The organism is Streptomyces sp. NPDC058086 (assembly GCF_042885015.1).
Lineage (GTDB): Bacteria > Actinomycetota > Actinomycetes > Streptomycetales > Streptomycetaceae > Streptomyces.
The window spans coordinates 154,702-170,926 of the sequence record NZ_JBHVST010000006.1 but is presented as its reverse complement, the minus strand read 5'-3'; the positions used below and the strand labels follow the sequence as shown (position 1 = coordinate 170,926).

Annotated in this window: 15 protein-coding genes; 11 read left to right on the top strand and 4 right to left on the bottom strand. The window is 71.1% G+C overall.

What is annotated here, in order from left to right:
- Positions 1 to 186 precede the first annotated feature (186 nt).
- Positions 187 to 1,170: a helix-turn-helix transcriptional regulator gene (locus ACFVWD_RS07085; protein ID WP_389594329.1), complete on the top strand. Its 984-nt coding sequence runs from the start codon at positions 187 to 189 to the stop codon at positions 1,168 to 1,170.
- Between the two features lie 125 nt (positions 1,171 to 1,295).
- Entirely contained in the window at positions 1,296 to 1,667 is a 372-nt protein-coding gene (locus ACFVWD_RS07080; RefSeq protein WP_389594328.1) for a hypothetical protein, read from the top strand.
- 103 nt (positions 1,668 to 1,770) lie between these two features.
- On the opposite strand, the gene ACFVWD_RS07075 is transcribed toward ACFVWD_RS07080, so the two are convergent.
- Positions 1,771 to 2,397, bottom strand: coding sequence for a TetR family transcriptional regulator (locus tag ACFVWD_RS07075; protein WP_389594327.1), 627 nt, complete (start codon positions 2,395 to 2,397; stop codon positions 1,771 to 1,773).
- 144 nt (positions 2,398 to 2,541) lie between these two features.
- On the opposite strand from ACFVWD_RS07075, the gene ACFVWD_RS07070 reads away from it, so the two are divergent.
- The 3 genes from ACFVWD_RS07070 to ACFVWD_RS07060 all read left to right on the top strand — a co-directional run bounded on the left by ACFVWD_RS07070 (position 2,542) and on the right by ACFVWD_RS07060 (position 4,325).
- A complete protein-coding gene (locus ACFVWD_RS07070) occupies positions 2,542 to 2,709 on the top strand; it encodes a hypothetical protein (RefSeq protein ID WP_389594326.1) in 168 nt (55 codons plus the stop codon).
- A gap of 22 nt (positions 2,710 to 2,731) precedes the next feature.
- Positions 2,732 to 3,046 (top strand): DUF4190 domain-containing protein, encoded by a 315-nt coding sequence (locus ACFVWD_RS07065; RefSeq protein WP_389594325.1) that lies wholly within the window; start codon positions 2,732 to 2,734, stop codon positions 3,044 to 3,046.
- Between the two features lie 109 nt (positions 3,047 to 3,155).
- Positions 3,156 to 4,325 carry a cysteine desulfurase family protein gene (locus tag ACFVWD_RS07060; RefSeq protein ID WP_384919256.1) on the top strand — a complete coding sequence of 390 codons (1,170 nt, stop codon included), beginning with the start codon at positions 3,156 to 3,158 and terminating at the stop codon, positions 4,323 to 4,325.
- A gap of 34 nt (positions 4,326 to 4,359) precedes the next feature.
- On the opposite strand, the gene ACFVWD_RS07055 is transcribed toward ACFVWD_RS07060, so the two are convergent.
- Both ACFVWD_RS07055 and ACFVWD_RS07050 read right to left on the bottom strand, forming a co-directional pair.
- Positions 4,360 to 5,877: a multicopper oxidase family protein gene (locus ACFVWD_RS07055; protein WP_389594324.1), complete on the bottom strand. Its 1,518-nt coding sequence runs from the start codon at positions 5,875 to 5,877 to the stop codon at positions 4,360 to 4,362.
- A 261-nt stretch (positions 5,878 to 6,138) separates the two neighbouring features.
- Complete coding sequence (locus tag ACFVWD_RS07050; RefSeq protein ID WP_389594372.1) at positions 6,139 to 6,837, bottom strand: N-acetylmuramoyl-L-alanine amidase; 699 nt, start codon at positions 6,835 to 6,837, stop codon at positions 6,139 to 6,141.
- Between the two features lie 295 nt (positions 6,838 to 7,132).
- Here ACFVWD_RS07050 and mnmA point away from each other — a divergent pair, with 295 nt between their 5' ends.
- Positions 7,133 to 8,260, top strand: coding sequence for a tRNA 2-thiouridine(34) synthase MnmA (mnmA, locus tag ACFVWD_RS07045; protein WP_351703264.1), 1,128 nt, complete (start codon positions 7,133 to 7,135; stop codon positions 8,258 to 8,260).
- Between the two features lie 162 nt (positions 8,261 to 8,422).
- On the opposite strand, the gene ACFVWD_RS07040 is transcribed toward mnmA, so the two are convergent.
- Entirely contained in the window at positions 8,423 to 8,746 is a 324-nt protein-coding gene (locus ACFVWD_RS07040) for a DUF427 domain-containing protein (protein ID WP_060901251.1), read from the bottom strand.
- Positions 8,747 to 8,796: 50 nt separating this feature from the next.
- Between ACFVWD_RS07040 and ACFVWD_RS07035 the strand changes: the two genes are divergently transcribed.
- The 5 genes from ACFVWD_RS07035 (at position 8,797) to ACFVWD_RS07015 (ending at position 15,752) form a co-directional block, all read left to right on the top strand.
- A complete protein-coding gene (locus ACFVWD_RS07035) occupies positions 8,797 to 9,336 on the top strand; it encodes a TIGR00730 family Rossman fold protein (protein WP_389594323.1) in 540 nt (179 codons plus the stop codon).
- 7 nt (positions 9,337 to 9,343) lie between these two features.
- Positions 9,344 to 10,042 carry an SDR family oxidoreductase gene (locus ACFVWD_RS07030; protein WP_101400822.1) on the top strand — a complete coding sequence of 233 codons (699 nt, stop codon included), beginning with the start codon at positions 9,344 to 9,346 and terminating at the stop codon, positions 10,040 to 10,042.
- Positions 10,039 to 11,034 carry a methionine synthase gene (locus tag ACFVWD_RS07025; RefSeq protein WP_389594322.1) on the top strand — a complete coding sequence of 332 codons (996 nt, stop codon included), beginning with the start codon at positions 10,039 to 10,041 and terminating at the stop codon, positions 11,032 to 11,034. Before ACFVWD_RS07030 ends, ACFVWD_RS07025 begins: the two co-directional genes overlap by 4 nt.
- Before the next feature lie 15 nt (positions 11,035 to 11,049).
- Positions 11,050 to 13,245 carry an NAD-dependent DNA ligase LigA gene (gene ligA / locus ACFVWD_RS07020; RefSeq protein WP_389594321.1) on the top strand — a complete coding sequence of 732 codons (2,196 nt, stop codon included), beginning with the start codon at positions 11,050 to 11,052 and terminating at the stop codon, positions 13,243 to 13,245.
- A gap of 260 nt (positions 13,246 to 13,505) precedes the next feature.
- Positions 13,506 to 15,752 (top strand): putative bifunctional diguanylate cyclase/phosphodiesterase, encoded by a 2,247-nt coding sequence (locus ACFVWD_RS07015; RefSeq protein WP_389594320.1) that lies wholly within the window; start codon positions 13,506 to 13,508, stop codon positions 15,750 to 15,752.
- Positions 15,753 to 16,225: the final 473 nt, after the last annotated feature.

Sequence of the window (16,225 nt, the reverse complement as noted above, 5' to 3'; positions counted from 1 at the left end):
GGTGTCGGTGTCGGTGTCGGTGTCGGGTGTCGGCGTTGCGCTGTCGTGCCGTCGTGCCGTTGCGCCTCAGGTTCGCTGGATAACCTGACAGTTTCCGTCAGCATTTACGGCGGGCTTCGGGCGGGCTTCGGGCGAGCTCCGGCGGGCATCGGCGGCCGTGATCCGCGGTGCGCGATCCTGGTGCGTGTGAAGTCCGACCGCCTGCTCTCGATCCTTCTGCTGCTGCAGACCCGCGGCCGCGTCCCCGCACACGAACTCGCCGACCGGCTAGAGGTGTCGGTGCGCACCATCTACCGCGACATCGAGGCCCTTTCGGCCTCCGGCGTCCCGGTGTACGCCGAGCGCGGGCGGCACGGCGGCATCGAACTGCTCGCCGGATTCCGTACGGACGTCACGGGACTGACCGCCGACGAGTCCCGCGCGCTGTTCATCCTGGCCGCGCAGGGCGCGCACGCCGCGCTCGGCCTGGACGCGGCACTCGGGTCCGCGCTGCGCAAGGTGATGGCTGCGCTGCCGGCGCCGCACCGTCCGGCCGCCGAGGTGGCCAGCCGCCGGATCCTCGTCGACGCGACGCGCTGGAAGGGCGGCCCCCAGCGGGCCGTGGACCTGGAGGTGCTCCAGGACGCGGTCTTCGCCGACCGCAGGCTGCGGCTCAGCTACCGGCACGGCGGGCACACCGAGCCCAGCACCTACACCGTCGACCCGTACGGGCTCGTGTCCAAGGCGGGCGTCTGGTACCTCGTGGCCGACCGGCGGGGGCAGCCGCGGCTGTTCCGGGCCGACCGGGTGCGCTCGGCGACGCTCATGGGTGATCCCGTGAAGCGGCGCCCGGGCGTCGAACTGGGTGACGTCTGGGAGGTGTTGCGGCGCCAGGTCGATGAGCGGCCGGGGGGTCTCGATGTCACAGTTCGGGTACGGCGTGCCCGCCTCGACATGTTCCTCAGGCTCAACGCGGCCTCCCTCACGGCGCTCCCGGAGGACGACGGCGAGAGCGAGTGGGTCCTCGCGCACCTGTCGTACGGCGTCGTCCGCGAGGCCCGCACGCTGCTGGCCTTCGTGGACGCGGTGGAGGTGCTCTCGCCGCCGCAGGCGCGGGCGGAACTGGCCGGGGCGGCGGCTGCGATCGGTGCGGTGTACAGCGGGGATCGGGCCCCGCACGAGGGAAGTTGACCCACAGGTAACCACAGGTTCGGCACAGCGCGGCCCTACGTGGATCTGGTCCTCTGTCCACCGCTCATCCCGCGCTCATCCGGCCTTCATAAACCGGTCCACGTGACTTGACTGGGAGTTACCTCATGAACCGTCGTGCCCGACTCGTCCCCGCCGTCGCCCTGCTGGCGCTCTCGCCGTTGCTGGCGGCCTGCGGCTCGGGCGACTCGTCGTCCTCGAACAGCGGCAACTCGAGCCAGAACTGTCAGCGGCCCTCCGGCATGCCGAGCGGAGGCCCGTCGGGCATGCCGAGCGGCGGGCGCTCCGGGATGCCCACGGGCTCGCCCTCCGGGACGCCGTCGAACATGCCCACCGGCAAGATGCCCTCCGGCGGTCCCTCGGGCATGCCGTCCGGCGGTCCGGGCGGTGGCCAGGGCGGCGGTCAGGGCTGCGGCGGCGGCCCGGGCGGTGGCGGGCAGCCGAGCGGGCAGCCCGGCGGGCAGGCGGCACAGGGCTGAGCCCGTCCCGGTTCTCTCAGGGGTGACGTACTCGATACTCGGGTGCGTCACCTCGCCCTTTGGTGAACGGGTGTCGTCACCCCGCCCTTTGGGGACGGGTGCGTCACCCCAGCCAGTTGCGGCGGCCGATGGCGATCAGCCGCATCTGGCGGGTCGCGACACGGGCCACCCGCTCCCGCTCCTCCTCGGACGCCTCCAGCGCCTCCAGATAGAGCGAGGCCGTCATCAGCATCTGGTCGACGTACAGTCCCGCGAGCATCAGCAGATCGTCGTCGCTCCACCCCTCCGACTCGGGGTGCTTGGCCAGCTCGACCATCACCTCCTCGGCGAACCGCTCCAGTTGCTCCCTGATCGCCTGCCGCACCCGCTGGACGCCGCCGTGCCGCTCGCGCGCGATGAAACGGACGTGCGCGGGATGGGAGTCGACATGGTGGGCGATCAGGTCGACCGCGCGCTCGATGCGTCCGGCGCTGTCGCCGGCCGCGGAGACCGTGTCCCCGATCATCGGGTGCAGACTGCCGAGCGCCTCCTCGACCAGCGCCACGCCGAGGTCCTCCGTCGAGCGGAAGTGCCGGTAGAAGGCGGTCGGCGCGACTCCGACGGCGCGCGTGACCTCGCGCAGACCCAGGCTGCTCAGGCTCTGCTCCTCCAGCAGTTCCAACGCCGCGTCCAGGAGCGCCTGACGGGTCTTCTGCTTCTGGGCCTGCCGGATGCCGAGAGTGTGACTCATACCATGCAGTTAACAACTGTTCTCTGTAATTGAAAAGCCGGGCGACGCGATAGACTCTGGAGTCAGTGAACAAGTGTTACTACAACCGTTCACTGAGTCGTCAAGTCCCCGAAACAATCGGGGTTCACTGTCGAGAGGCACCTCATGCTGTTCCTCGTCGCCGTCCTGCTGCTGCTGGGTGTCGTGATGGGCTCCGTAGCCCACGCCCCGCTGCCCGTCACCCTCGTCGCCGCGGCCGTCATCGGCGTCTGGCTGGCCGTCTTCGCGGTCCGCGAGCGCAACGCCCGCCGGCGCCACCCCTCCACCAACTGATTGTTGGGAGCTGACTCACGTCATGGAACTCACCGAGCGAACCCACCTCACCACCGCGCCCGCGCCCACCGCGCCCGCGGCCAACGCGCCCACCCGCGGGACCGGCACCAAGGACGCCGACGGCATGGCCGTCGCCTCCTTCATCCTCGGCCTCCTCGGCCTGCTGGTCCTGAACGTCTTCCTGGGCCCGATCGCCATCGCCCTGGCCTCCGTCGCCCTCTGGCGCGGCACCGCCCGCCGTGGCCGCGCCTTCCTCGGCCTGGGCCTCGGCATCGCCGATCTGCTGGTGCTGGTGGCCTTCATGCAGTTCGACAGCACGGTGTCCTGGAACTTCTGAGCCGCCGCCGAACGAGGCGTTCGATCCAGCGCGGAACGAGGGGCGGACAGGCGGCTACCCCGACGGGGGCCGAGGCCGTGGACGGACGGCCCGTAGAATCGGGCCCATCATGGCTTACCTCGACCACGCCGCGACCACACCGATGCTCCCCGAGGCGGTAGAGGCGCTGACCGCCCAGCTGAGCGTCACGGGCAACGCCTCCTCCCTGCACGCCGCCGGCCGCCGCGCCCGGCGGACGGTCGAGGAAGCCCGCGAAACCCTGGCGGAGGCCCTCGGCGCCCGCCCCAGCGAGGTCGTCTTCACCTCCGGCGGCACCGAGGCCGACAACCTCGCCGTGAAGGGCCTGTACTGGGCCCGCCGCGACGCCGACCCGGCCCGCACCCGGGTCCTCGCGAGCCCGGTCGAACACCACGCCGTCCTCGACGCCGTCCACTGGCTCGGCGAACACGAGGGCGCCACCGTCGAGTACCTGCCCGTCGACTCCTACGGCCGCGTCCACCCGGACGCCCTGCGCGAGGCCATCGCCCGAAACCCCGACGACGTCGCCCTCGTCACCGTCATGTGGGCCAACAACGAGATCGGCACGGTGATGGCGGTCCGCGAACTGGCCGACGTCACGGCCGAGTTCGGGATCCCGCTGCACGCCGACGCGGTCCAGGCCTTCGGCCAGGTGCCCGTCGACTTCACCGCGTCCGGTCTCGCCGCGATGACCGTCTCCGGCCACAAGATCGGCGGCCCGTACGGCATCGGCGCTCTGCTGCTGGGCCGCGAGTACACCCCCGTACCCGTGCTGCACGGCGGTGGCCAGGAGCGGCATGTGCGCTCCGGCACCCTCGACGTACCCGCCATCGCCTCGTTCGCGGTCGCCGGGCGGCTCGCCGCCGAGCAGCGCGAGTGGTTCGCCCGCGAGATCGGCGCCCTGCGCGACGACCTGGTCGACGTGGTACGCGCCGCCGTGCCCGACGCGATCCTCGGCGGCGACCCCGCGGCCGGGGGCCGGCTGCCCGCCAACGCGCACTTCACGTTCCCGGGCTGCGAGGGCGACTCCCTGCTGCTCCTGCTGGACGCCCAGGGCATCGAGTGCTCCACGGGCTCCGCGTGCACGGCGGGGGTCGCCCAGCCCAGCCATGTCCTGCTGGCCACCGGCACCGACCCCGACCTGGCCCGCGGCACTCTGCGCTTCTCCCTCGGCCACACCTCCACGGAGGCGGACGTCGAGGCGGTGGCCAAGGCGATCGGCCCGGCGGTGGAGCGGGCACGGACGGCAGGTCTGACCTGACACGCCGGCGCCCGCCCGCAGGGCCGGACAGGCGCTAGCTGTCCGTCACCATGAGGGAGGCCATCATGCCCTCGTCCTCGTGCTGCAGCAGATGGCAGTGGAGCATGTACATGTAGGTGTCGTCCGAGAAGTCGGTGAACTTCATCGCGATCTTGATCGTGCCCCCGCCGACCACCTCGAACGTGTCGTACCAGCCCAGTTGGACGCCCGTCGGATCCTCCCCGTTGATGGAGATCAGCTGGAACGGCACATCATGCAGATGGAACGAGTGTTCAAGCTGCGTGCTGTTCTTGACCGTCCACACCTCCTCGGCGCCCAGGGTGGTGCTGATCATCGCCATCGAGGACATGCTCGTCCCGGCGGAGCCGTTGATCGTCATCGTTGTGCCGCTCTGGCCGAGCGTGATCGTCCGGGCGGTGAAGTCGCTGGTGTCGTAACGGGTGATGGTGTTGAGGGTCGGCAGGGTCTCCGGGGTGTCCGAGGTGTCCGGGGTGACGGTCAGGAACTCGTACGTCCCACTGCCGCCGCGCACCCAGCCCGTCGTCACGACGGCCTCCAGGGTGACCGCGTCGCTGAGCTCCATGACGAACTCGGCCCGCGCGCCCGCCACCAGCCGGATCGACGCCACCTCGGTGGCCTCCGTCAGATAGCCCTGGTCGGTGGCGATCTGGGTGAGCGTCGCGCCGTCGCTGCGCTGGACGGTGATGATGTCGGACGGCGAGGCGTTGAGCAGCCGGAAGCGGGTGCGCTTCTTGGTGGCGGTGAAGGAGAGCGTGGTGTCGTCGACGTTCGTGCCGTTGCACAGCAGCGGGAAGCTGAGACCGTTGCTGAGGTAGCCGGTCAGGTTGTACTTGATGTCTCCGGCGCTGTCGGTGGCCAGACACTGCAGGATGATCGGGATGTCGTCGGTGCCGTAGGTGCTGGGCAGGGCCGCGGACGCGTCCGAGTCGTCCTCGACGATGATCATGCCCGCGAGGCCGTGGGTGGCCTGCTCCGCCGTGGTGCCCAGGGCGTGCGGGTGGTACCAGAGCGTCTTCGCCTCGTCCTTGACCGTGAAGGTGGGCGACCAGGTCTTCCCCGCGGCGAAGGCGTTCTGCGGGCCGCCGTCCATGCTGGGCGGGACGTGTGCGCCGTGGAAGTGGACGGTGGTGTCCTCGGTGAGGCTGTTGGTGATGTTCAGCAGGACGGTGTCGCCGGAGGTCCACTTCATGGTGGGGCCGAGGAACGACTGGTTGTAGCCCGCGGTCGTGCTGGTCACTCCGCTGAGCACCTCGCTGGTGCCGGTCTTCGCCTCCAGGGTGAACGTCGTGGTGCCGTCCGTGGTGGTCCCCTCCAGGAGGTCGGGGATGGTCAGCGTGGTGCCCGCGGCGTGCGCCTTGTTCTGTGTCGCGTTCGTCAGTAAGGCGATGGCCGTGCCGCCGGCGGTCACCGCCGCGATGCCCGCCCCTGCCATCCCACCGAGGAATTTGCGGCGGTGCATGCCCTTGCCCTTGGTCTTGGACTGGCCCTTGTCCTTGCCCGCGCCGGAGGCGGGCTGTGTGGTGTGCGTCATGGCGGTGGACTCTCGACCTGAGGGCTGTGTGAAGACTTGGGTCGACTTAGGAGAACGCCGTCTTCGCTGTGAAATCCGATGACTAAAAGTCAGGATCAACTCCCCTCGAAAGAAGGAGAGTTGACGTGTCGCTGGTCACATCGGCAGCACGGGACGCAATGGACAGGCGCGTCCCGCGAGTGCCTCACAGCATCACGATTAGGTGACTTGAGCCCTGCGTACCGCTGTCTGTGAGCGCGCATCGAAAGCGCTCTCTGGCAGCTACGCCCCGGCTGTGCGTGTCGGCTGCGCCGCGGTGCGGGCCTGTCGTACGAGTCGTATGTACCGGTCCCAGTCCCAGTACCGCCCGGGGTCGGTGTGGTCCGTGCCCGGCACCTCGACGTGTCCGATGATGTGCGTACGGTCGACGGGGATGCCGTACCGCCCGCAGACCGCCGCCGTCAGCCGCGCCGAGGCCGCGTACATGGCGTCCGTGAACGACGAGGCGCGCTCGACGAAGCCCTCGTGCTCTATGCCGACGCTCCGCTCGTTGTACCCCCGGTTGCCCGCGTGGAACGCCACGTCCAGCTCGCGGATCATTTGGGTGATGTGCCCGTCCTCGCGCACGATGTAGTGCGCGGCCGCGCCGTGTGCCGGGTCCTGGAAGACCTTCACGGCGCTTCGGTAGCTGCCCTGGGTGACGTGGATGACGACCCGGTCTATCCCGTAGTCGTCGGGCCGGTCCGCCCGCCGCCAGTTCGCCGACGAGGCGGCCACCCACTGCGCACCCCGGAAGTCGACGGCACCCGCCACCCGGGGCTTCTCGACGCCGGGCAGCCGCCACCACAGGTGGCCGAGCTCACCGCGTGCGAGCACCGCCGTGCCCACGGCGGCCGCGGCGCCACCGATCAGCAGCGTCCGCCGTCCGATCCGCCGGTCGCGGTCCCGGCCGGCACGCCCCTTGGTCTTGTTCGTGCCCACGCCGCCCCCGCCGCTCCCGCTGCTCCCGGTGGATTCTCCGGCTCCGGTGATCCCCGTGGTGCCCACAGCCCTCGTGGTTCCCGTGGTCCCTGTGCCGACCGCGGCCCCTCTGGTTCCCACGGTCCCTGTGGCCTCGGTGGTCTCCGTGTTGCCTGTGTTCTCCGTGTTCTCCGCGGCCTCACTCATCGCGTCCGCCCCGTCCTTCGTGCCCGCCCGTCCTCCGGCGGTCCCCGTTGCGATCATCAACGGATACCCGCGGGCTTCGGTTCCCGCGGCCCCGTACTCTGGAGGGGCTATGACTGAGACCTCGCAGCGCCCCCGCCCCCTCCGCGTCCTCGCCGCCATGTCCGGCGGCGTGGACTCCGCCGTCGCCGCCGCCCGCGCGGCGGAAGCCGGTCACGACGTGACGGGCGTGCATCTCGCGCTCTCCGCCAACCCGCAATCGTTCCGCACGGGCGCGCGAGGCTGTTGCACCATCGAGGACTCGCGCGACGCCCGCCGCGCCGCGGACGTCATCGGCATCCCGTTCTACGTGTGGGACCTCGCCGAGCGCTTCCGCGAGGACGTGGTCGAGGACTTCATCGCCGAGTACGAGGCCGGGCGCACCCCCAACCCGTGTCTGCGCTGCAACGAGAAGATCAAGTTCGCCGCCCTGCTCGACAAGGCGCTCGCGCTCGGCTTCGACGCGGTCTGCACGGGCCACTACGCCAAGGTGATCGTGAACGAGGACGGCACGCGCGAGCTGCACCGCGCCTCGGACATGGCCAAGGACCAGTCGTACGTCCTCGGTGTCCTCGACGACCGCCAGCTCGCCCACGCGCTGTTCCCGCTGGGTGACACGGTGACGACGAAGGACGAGATCCGCGCGGAGGCGGAGCTGCGGGGCCTGGCCGTCGCCAAGAAGCCCGACTCGCACGACATCTGTTTCATCGCCGACGGCGACACCCAGGGCTTCCTGGCGAACCGCCTGGGCAAGGCGGAGGGCGACATCGTCGACGAGTCCGGGTCGGTCATCGGCTCCCACGAGGGCGCGTTCGGCTTCACGATCGGGCAGCGCAAGGGGCTGCGCATCGGCACCCCGGCCGCGGACGGCAAGCCGCGCTATGTCCTGGACATCTCGCCGGTGAACAACACGGTGACGGTGGGTCCGGCGGCATCCCTCGATGTCAGTGGGCTGACCGCCATCAAGCCCCGCTGGTGCGGCGCCGCCCCCACCGGCCCGGGCACCTACACCGCCCAGCTCCGCGCCCACGGAGGCGAGACGGAGGTCGCTGCCGAACTGGTCGACGGCGAACTCGAGGTCACGTTCACCGAGCCGGTCCGCGGCGTCGCCCCCGGCCAGGCGATCGTCCTGTACGACGGCACGCGCGTGGTCGGTTCGGCGACGATCGCGACGACCACCCGCGCGACGGCGAGCGTCTAGGGCCTTTCCGGGTCTGACCGGCCTCGCCGAAGAACTCCGTCAGGAGCGGGGCGAGGCCGTCCAGGACGCGGTACGTCCCCTGGGGTGCCGTGTCCGCGACGGTCCGCGCGGCCTCGCCCAGCCACTCGGGGCTCGACCTCGCGGGCCACCTCGAAGGGTGCGTTACGCCACTTCGACTTCGTAGAAACAGAAGTGGTCCTTGATCCGGGCGACGTCCGGCTTGGGGTCGGGGTAGGACCAGACGAGGTCGGGGGCGTCGGGCAGGGACCAGTAGGACGCGTCGCCCTTGAAGGGGCAGTGCGTGTGGGTGTCGGAGGTCGTCAGCAGGTCCAGGCGGACGTCCTCGGCCGGTAGGTAGTAGCGCACGGGACAGCCGGTCTCGCGCAGCACCAGGGGCCGGTCGCTCTCCGCCAGCACCTGGTCGCCGTGCACGACGCGTACCCGCTCCGTGCCCTGTTCGATCGTGATCGTGTGTCCATTGGCCATACCCGTACAGCGCGCGTGGGACCCGGGTTCTTCCCTCGTACCGTAGGCACATGAATATCTGCGTCTTCCTCTCCGCCGCCGACCTCGACGACCGCTACACCCGACCCGCACGGGAGTTCGCCGAACTCCTCGGCAAGGGCGGCCACTCGCTGGTGTGGGGCGGTTCCGACGTCGGGCTGATGAAGGTGGTCGCCGACGGGGTGCAGGAGGCGGGCGGACGGCTGCTGGGGGTCTCCGTGGACTTCCTGGCGGCCACGGCGCGGGCGGGTGCCGACGAGATGGTGTTCGCCCGGGACCTCGCCGAGCGCAAGGCGCTGCTCCTGGCCAAGGCCGACGCCGTCGTGATCATGGTAGGCGGCACCGGGACCCTCGACGAGGCGACCGAGATCCTGGAGCTGAAAAAGCACGGGAAGACCGAGAAGCCGGTCGTCCTGCTCAACACGGCGGGCTTCTACGACGGCCTGAAGGAGCAGTTCCGCCGCATGGACGCCGAGGGCTTCCTGCCGTGCCCGCTCACCGACCTGGTGTTCTTCGCCGAGGAGCCGGTAGGGGCGCTGGCCTACCTGGAGGAGAGCGTGGGCACCCGGTGATGCGAGCATGGCGTCCATGGCTACACATGTGATCACCGGGGCGGGCTCCGGTATCGGCGCGGCCGTCGCCCGCCGTCTGCACGCGCGCGGGGACGATCTCGTGCTCCACGCGCGTGACGCGGGCCGCGCGAAGGAACTGGCGGCCGAGTTCCCCGGGGCCCGGACCCTGGTCGGCGACCTGGCGGACCCGGACAAGCTCTCCTGGGCGTTCTCCCACCAGTCCCTGCCCGAGCGCGTCGACTCGCTCCTGCACATCGCGGGCGTGGTCGACCTCGGCCCCGTCGGGGAGCTGACCCCCAAGTCCTGGCGTCACCAGCTCAACGTCAACCTGATCGCCCCCGCCGAGCTGACCCGCCACTTCCTGCCGCAACTCCGCGTCGCCCAGGGCCACGTCGTGTTCGTCAACTCCGGCGCCGGCCTCGCCGCGCACGCCGACTGGTCCGCGTACGCCGCCTCCAAGCACGGCCTGAAGGCCCTCGCCGACTCCCTGCGCCACGAGGAGCACGCGGGCGGCGTCCGGGTGACCTCGGTCTACCCCGGCCGGACGGCGAGCCCCATGCAGGCGAAGGTCCACCAGCAGGAGGGCAAGGAGTACGACGCCTCGAAGTGGATCGACCCGGAGTCCGTCGCGACGACGATCCTGATGGCCGTCGACCTGCCGCGCGACGCGGAGGTCAACGACCTGACCGTGCGGCCGGGACGATGAGTTTCACCTGGGGCCCCGCCACCGGGGTCGGCTCCATGCCCGGCGGCGACGCCCGCGAGGCCGCCAAGACCGTGACCGGGTCCTTCGAGGACTTCCCGTTCCTGCCCGAGCTGCCCGCCCGGGGACCCGGCGCGGACATGATCGGACGGACCGCCGGGATGCTGGTCGAGCTCTACGCGCGCGTAGAGCCCAGCGGCTGGCGGATCGGGGACCGGCCGGGGCGCGACACCAAGCGGGCCAGGTCCTGGCTCGGCGAAGACCTCGACGCGCTGGAGGAGTTCACCCAGGGCTACGAGGGGCCGCTCAAGGTGCAGGCCGTGGGCCCCTGGACGCTGGCCGCCGCACTGGAGCTGCGGGGTGGCGAGGCGGCGCTCTCCGACCTCGGCGCCTGCCGGGACCTCGCCGGATCGCTCGCCGAGGGGCTGCGCACGCACCTCGACGAGGTACGGCGCCGGGTGCCCGGCGCCCAGATCGTGCTGCAGCTCGACGAGCCCTCGCTCATCGCGGTGCTGCGTGGCCAGGTGAAGTCCGCCAGCGGCTACCGCACCCACCGCGCCGTCGACCGGCAACGGGTGGAGTCGACACTGCGGGACGTCGTCGGGGTGCACACCGACGGCCCGGTCGTGGTGCACTCGTGCGCACCCGACGTACCGTTCGCGCTCCTGCGCAGGGCGGGGGCCGCGGCCATCTCGTTCGACTTCTCACTGCTCACCGAGCGTGACGACGATGTCATCGGCGAAGCGGTGGAGGGCGGCACCCGGCTGTTCGCCGGTGTCGTGCCGGGCACGGACGGACCATTGTCAGACCCTGCCGGTAGCGTCATGGGTGTCAGGACGCTGTGGCGCAGGCTGGGGCTGCATCCGGGTCTTCTCGCGGAGGCGGTCACGGTCACTCCGACGTGCGGACTCGCGGGTGCTTCCCCGGAGTACGCGCGCCGGGCACTCGCCCACTGCGCCCGGGCGGCGAGATCCCTCGCGGACAACCCAGAGTAACGGGAGGACAACACGGTGGCCGGCGACAAGGACGCACAGCCCAATTCCCTGCCCACCGAGGCACGGGAGCAGCACGCGCAGCTCGCTGAGCAGATCGAGGAGCACCGCTTCCGGTACTACGTGAAGGACCAGCCGGTCGTCAGCGACGCGGAGTTCGACCAGCTGCTGCGCTCGCTGGAGGCCCTGGAGGAGCGGTATCCCGAGCTGCGCACCCCCGACTCCCCGACCCAGAAGGTCGCGGGCGCGTACGCGACCGAGTTCACCTCCGTCCAGCACCGCTCGCGCATGCTCTCGCTGGACAACGCCTTCAGCGACCTGGAGCTCGCGGCCTGGGCCGAGCGCGTCGCCAAGGACGTGGGCACCTCGGACCACCACTTCCTGTGCGAGCTGAAGGTCGACGGCCTCGCGGTCAACCTGACCTACGAGCACGGCCGTCTCACCCGCGCGGCGACCCGCGGCGACGGCCGCTCGGGCGAGGACATCACGCCCAATGTGCGCACGATCGCGGAGATTCCGGACCGCCTCAAGGGCGACCACGTCCCGGACCTGGTGGAGATCCGCGGCGAGGTCTACTTCCCGATGGAGAAGTTCGAGGAGCTCAACGCCCGCCTGGTGGAGGCCGGCGACAAGCCCTTCGCCAACCCGCGCAACGCGGCGGCGGGTTCGCTGCGCCAGAAGGACCCCCGCGTCACCGCGAGCCGCCCCCTGCACATGGTGGTCCACGGAATCGGCGCCCTGGAGGGCTTCGAGGGCCTCACCCGCCTCTCCGAGGCGTACACACTGCTGCACTCCTGGGGCCTGCCGACCACGCGGTACGCGAAGGTGGTCGACGACCTCGACGGCGTACGGGAGTTCATCGCGTACTACGGCGAGAACCGGCACTCCGTGGAGCACGAGATCGACGGGGTCGTCGTCAAGCTCGACGAGATCCGTCTCCAGGGCCGTCTCGGTTCCACGGCCCGCGCTCCACGCTGGGCCATCGCCTGGAAGTACGCGCCGGAAGAGGTCAACACCAAGCTGGTCGACATCAAGGTCGGCGTCGGCCGAACGGGGCGCGTCACTCCGTACGCGCAGGTCGAGCCGGTCACCGTCGCGGGCTCGGAGGTCGAGTTCGCGACTCTGCACAACCAGGAGGTCGTGAAGGCCAAGGGCGTCCTCATCGGGGACACGGTCGTGCTGCGTAAGGCCGGTGACGTCATCCCGGAGATCCTCGGGCCAGTGGTGGATCTCCGCGACGGCACCGAGCGGGAGTTCGTGATGCCGGCCGAGTGCCCCGAGTGCGGGACGCCGCTGCGCGCCATGAAGGAAGGCGACATCGACCTGCGCTGCCCCAACGGCCGTACTTGCCCGGCCCAGTTGAGAGAGCGCGTCTCCTACCTCGCGGGCCGGGAGTGCCTCGACATCGAGCACTTCGGCAATGTGGCCGCGGCGGCGCTGACCCGTCCGCTGGAGCCCGCCGCCCCACCGCTCGTCGACGAGGGCGACCTCTTCGACCTCACGGTCGAGCAGCTGCTCCCGATCAAGGCGTACGTCCTCGACCAGGACAGCGGCCTGCCCAAGCGGGATCCCAAGACCGGTGAGGAGAAGGTCGTCACGGTCTTCGCCAACCAGAAGGGCGAGCCGAAGAAGAACACGCTCGCTCTGCTCGACAACATCGCCGAGGCGAAGAGCCGCCCGCTCGCCCGCTTCATCAACGGACTCTCCATCAGGCACGTCGGCCCGGTGGCCGCCGAGGCGCTGGCCCGCGAGTTCCGTTCCATCGACCGCGTCGAGCAGGCCACCGAGGAGGAACTCGCCGCGGTCGACGGGGTCGGCGAGATCATCGCGACCTCGGTCAAGCAGTGGTTCACGGAGGACTGGCACCGCGAGATCATCCGCAAATGGAAGGCCGCCGGCGTCCGGTTGGAGGACGAGGGTTCCGGCGAGGACGAGGGCCCGAGGCCGCTCGAAGGACTCACCGTCGTCGTCACCGGCACGCTCGAACACCACACGCGGGACGGCGCGAAGGAGGCCCTTCAGAGCCGGGGAGCGAAGGTGACCGGTTCGGTCTCGAAGAAGACGTCTTTCGTGGTCGTGGGCGACAATCCAGGATCTAAGTACGACAAAGCGATGCAGCTGAAGGTGCCGGTTCTGAACGAGGAGGGCTTCGCCGTCCTGCTCGAACAGGGACCGGAGGCCGCCGCGGAAGTCGCCCTCCCGACCGGGGAGTAGCGGTTGAAGACCACCCGTTCGGCGCATATCAGATGCATACGGGTGGCCGGGACGCATTCGGGCAACCGTCGTCGACCGCTGCCCGTAGAAGCCTTCTGCGGCCTACTGTTGAGGTGTGCGCCTGCCGTGCCCAGCTGCGGTTGGGGCATCCCCTGCTCCGCAAGAGTCTGGGGAAGGGTTTTCAGACGCGGTGCCGTTGGCAGTTGTCGCCGGCAACGGACCGCGTGGCGTGGGCACCGCCGGCTGTGAGAGGGACGGGAATGGAACCGACCGAGAGCGCCGCCCCGGACTCACGGCTGCGCCTGCGCCGGATGACCGGCGCGTGGATGGCCGGCCTCCGGACGGGGCGTTCGTCGGAGCGCCGCGGCACGGGCGGGCAGGGCTCCGCACCACCCCTCACCGTAACGGCTCCGGCCCCGGGTGTCGGCAGGCTCACCGCCGGGCGTGGCGGCGGCCTGTCCGGTCACGATCCCGAACGGCACATCTCCTTGCCCACGCTGCCCGCCGCGGTCGTCGGGATGGCCGCGTTCGTCCTCGGCGGCGGCTTCTACCGGGCGTTCAGCGGCCACCACGCCCTCTTCCCGTCCGGCGCGGTCGGCTGGTCGCTGGCCGTACTGACCGGCATCATCGTCGGCCATCTGGTCGCCCTCGGCCGCGCCCGCTGGTGGGGCGGCACGGGCTCCGGCGCCGCGCTCACCCTCGCGGTGCTGCTGCTGTACGGCTGGGTGGCCGCCGGGATGGTCAGCCTGACCGTCGTCGTGCTGGTCGGCGCCGTCCGCCGAGGCCGCTGGCGCCAGGGGGTGTTGCACGGCGCGGTCGACATCCTCGGCATCGGCGCCGGAGCGCTGGTCCTCGCCATGTTCGGGCGGGTGCCGTCCGTGGAGGCACCCTGGAATCCGGAGAGCTGGAACTTCTACGCCGCACCCGAGGTGGTGCTGGTCGCGACCGCCTATCTCGCGGTCACCCGCGTCCTGCTCTGGTACCTGCACGCGCCGGGCACCGGCGGACTGCCGACCGCCACCCGCACGGCGCTGGTCAGGCAGGGCCTGGTCGCCGTCGCGCTGCTCGGTATCGCGCCGCTGATCTGCGTGGTCGCGGTCGCCCAGCCGATGCTGCTGCCGCTGTTCTCGATCCCCCTCATCGCACTTGACTCCACCCTGTGGATCGCCCGCGTCCGGGCCGAGGAGCAACTGCGCGATCCGCTGACCGGGCTGCCCAACCGTCAGTGGCTGCTCGAACGGACCTGGACGGCTCTGGACGATGCCGAGCGCATCGGTGCGCGCTCCGCCCTGATGCTGATCGACCTCGACCGCTTCCGTTCCGTGAATGACACGTTGGGGCACCTCGCCGGTGACCGACTGCTCCTTCAGATAGCCGACCGGCTGCGGCTGGCGCTGCCGCGCGGGGCGGAGGCCGCGCGGCTCGGCGGGGACGAGTTCGCCGTGTTACTGCCCGTCGCCGACTCCACCACGTCGGCCACGCGGGTCGCCCGCAATCTCGTCGCCGCCCTCGGCTCGCCGCTCGACCTCGACGGACTCACCCTCGTCCTGGAGGCCAGCGCCGGGCTGGCCGTCTTTCCCGACCACGCGCTGGACGCGGAGGGGCTGCTGCGGCGGGCGGACGTGGCGATGTACCAGGCCAAGCGGGACCGTACGGGGGTGGAGGTGTACGAGTCCAAGCGGGACTCGAACACGCCGGACCGGCTCGGTCTGCTGGGGGATCTGCGCCGGGCGCTGGACGCCGGTGATGTCGAACTGCACTACCAGCCCAAGGTCCGCTTCGACGGACAGGTGGCCGGGCTCGAGGCGCTGGTCCGCTGGGTGCATCCCGAGCGGGGGAAGGTGCCGCCGGACGAGTTCATCGCGATCGCCGAGTCGTCCGGGCTGATGCCGCACCTCACCGAGTACGTGCTGGAGACCGCGCTGGCCCAGGTCGCGCGCTGGCGGGCACAGGGACTGCACGTACCGGTCGCGGTGAACGTGTCCCCGCGGGACGTCCACACCCCCGGTTTCGCGGGCTCGGTCGCCGCGCGGCTCGCCCGGCACGGGGTCCCCGCGGGGGCGTTGCAGCTGGAGATAACGGAGCATGTGCTCCTGGAGGACCCGCAGCGGGCCGCGGACACGCTGGCCGGGCTGACCGGGCACGGCGTGAAGATGTCGCTGGACGACTTCGGTACGGGGTACTCCTCGCTGGTGCATCTGCGGCGGCTGCCGGTGAGCGAGCTGAAGATCGACCGGTCCTTCGTCGCGCGGCTCGCCGTGGACAACGAGGACGCGGAGATCGTGCGCTGCACCGTCGATCTCGCGCATTCGCTGGGGCTGCTCGTCGTGGCGGAGGGTGTCGAGGACGACGAGACGTGGGAGCGGTTGCGGGATCTCGGGTGTGACGCGGTGCAGGGGTGGCTGGTCGCGGCGGCGATGCCTCCGGAGGAGGCGACGGCGTGGCTGCTGGCGCGGGGGTCGCGCGGCTGGCAGCGGCCGCGTGCCGCGCTGCCGGCGGCGGAGTAGTTCCGGCGGTTCGTTGTCGGGTGCCGGTTCGTGGGGCTCCCGCCGGGTGCTCCCACCCGCGTACCACCCGTGACGGCCACCCGACTGGGGGACCTCCCCCCGTGCAGCCTGTTCGCCGTCGGCGTCCGCACCCCGCCAGGGGCAAGGAGAACCGCGCCATCAGCCACGGGCGGCCCGCAGCTCCATCACGGCGGGGGACGCGGCCCCGACAGGGACGCGGGGAACTGCGCGCCCAGCCACGGGCGGTCCGCAGCTCCATCACGGCGGGGGGCGCGGCCCCGACAGGGGCCCCGACAGGGACGCGGGGAACTGCGCGCCCAGCCATGGGTGGTCCGCAGCTTCATCACGGCGGGGGACGCGGCCCCGACAGGGGCCCCGACAGGGACGCGGGGAACTGCGCGCCCAGCCACGGGTGGTCCGCAGGTTCTGGACGGTGGTGTCGGTCCCCGGACGGGTCGGCGCCGACGGCGAGG

Excerpts from the sequence above, each read along its gene's own strand:
- ACFVWD_RS07080 (WP_389594328.1), top strand. The coding sequence starts at position 1,296 with ATGAACCGTCGTGCCCGACTCGTCCCCGCCGTCGCCCTGCTGGCGCTC.
- ACFVWD_RS07075 (WP_389594327.1), bottom strand. The coding sequence starts at position 2,397 with ATGAGTCACACTCTCGGCATCCGGCAGGCCCAGAAGCAGAAGACCCGT.
- ACFVWD_RS07070 (WP_389594326.1), top strand. The coding sequence starts at position 2,542 with ATGCTGTTCCTCGTCGCCGTCCTGCTGCTGCTGGGTGTCGTGATGGGC.
- ACFVWD_RS07065 (WP_389594325.1), top strand. The coding sequence starts at position 2,732 with ATGGAACTCACCGAGCGAACCCACCTCACCACCGCGCCCGCGCCCACC.
- ACFVWD_RS07060 (WP_384919256.1), top strand. The coding sequence starts at position 3,156 with ATGGCTTACCTCGACCACGCCGCGACCACACCGATGCTCCCCGAGGCG.
- ACFVWD_RS07055 (WP_389594324.1), bottom strand. The coding sequence starts at position 5,877 with ATGACGCACACCACACAGCCCGCCTCCGGCGCGGGCAAGGACAAGGGC.
- mnmA (WP_351703264.1), top strand. The coding sequence starts at position 7,133 with ATGACTGAGACCTCGCAGCGCCCCCGCCCCCTCCGCGTCCTCGCCGCC.
- ACFVWD_RS07040 (WP_060901251.1), bottom strand. The coding sequence starts at position 8,746 with ATGGCCAATGGACACACGATCACGATCGAACAGGGCACGGAGCGGGTA.
- ACFVWD_RS07035 (WP_389594323.1), top strand. The coding sequence starts at position 8,797 with ATGAATATCTGCGTCTTCCTCTCCGCCGCCGACCTCGACGACCGCTAC.
- ACFVWD_RS07030 (WP_101400822.1), top strand. The coding sequence starts at position 9,344 with ATGGCGTCCATGGCTACACATGTGATCACCGGGGCGGGCTCCGGTATC.
- ACFVWD_RS07025 (WP_389594322.1), top strand. The coding sequence starts at position 10,039 with ATGAGTTTCACCTGGGGCCCCGCCACCGGGGTCGGCTCCATGCCCGGC.
- ACFVWD_RS07015 (WP_389594320.1), top strand. The coding sequence starts at position 13,506 with ATGGAACCGACCGAGAGCGCCGCCCCGGACTCACGGCTGCGCCTGCGC.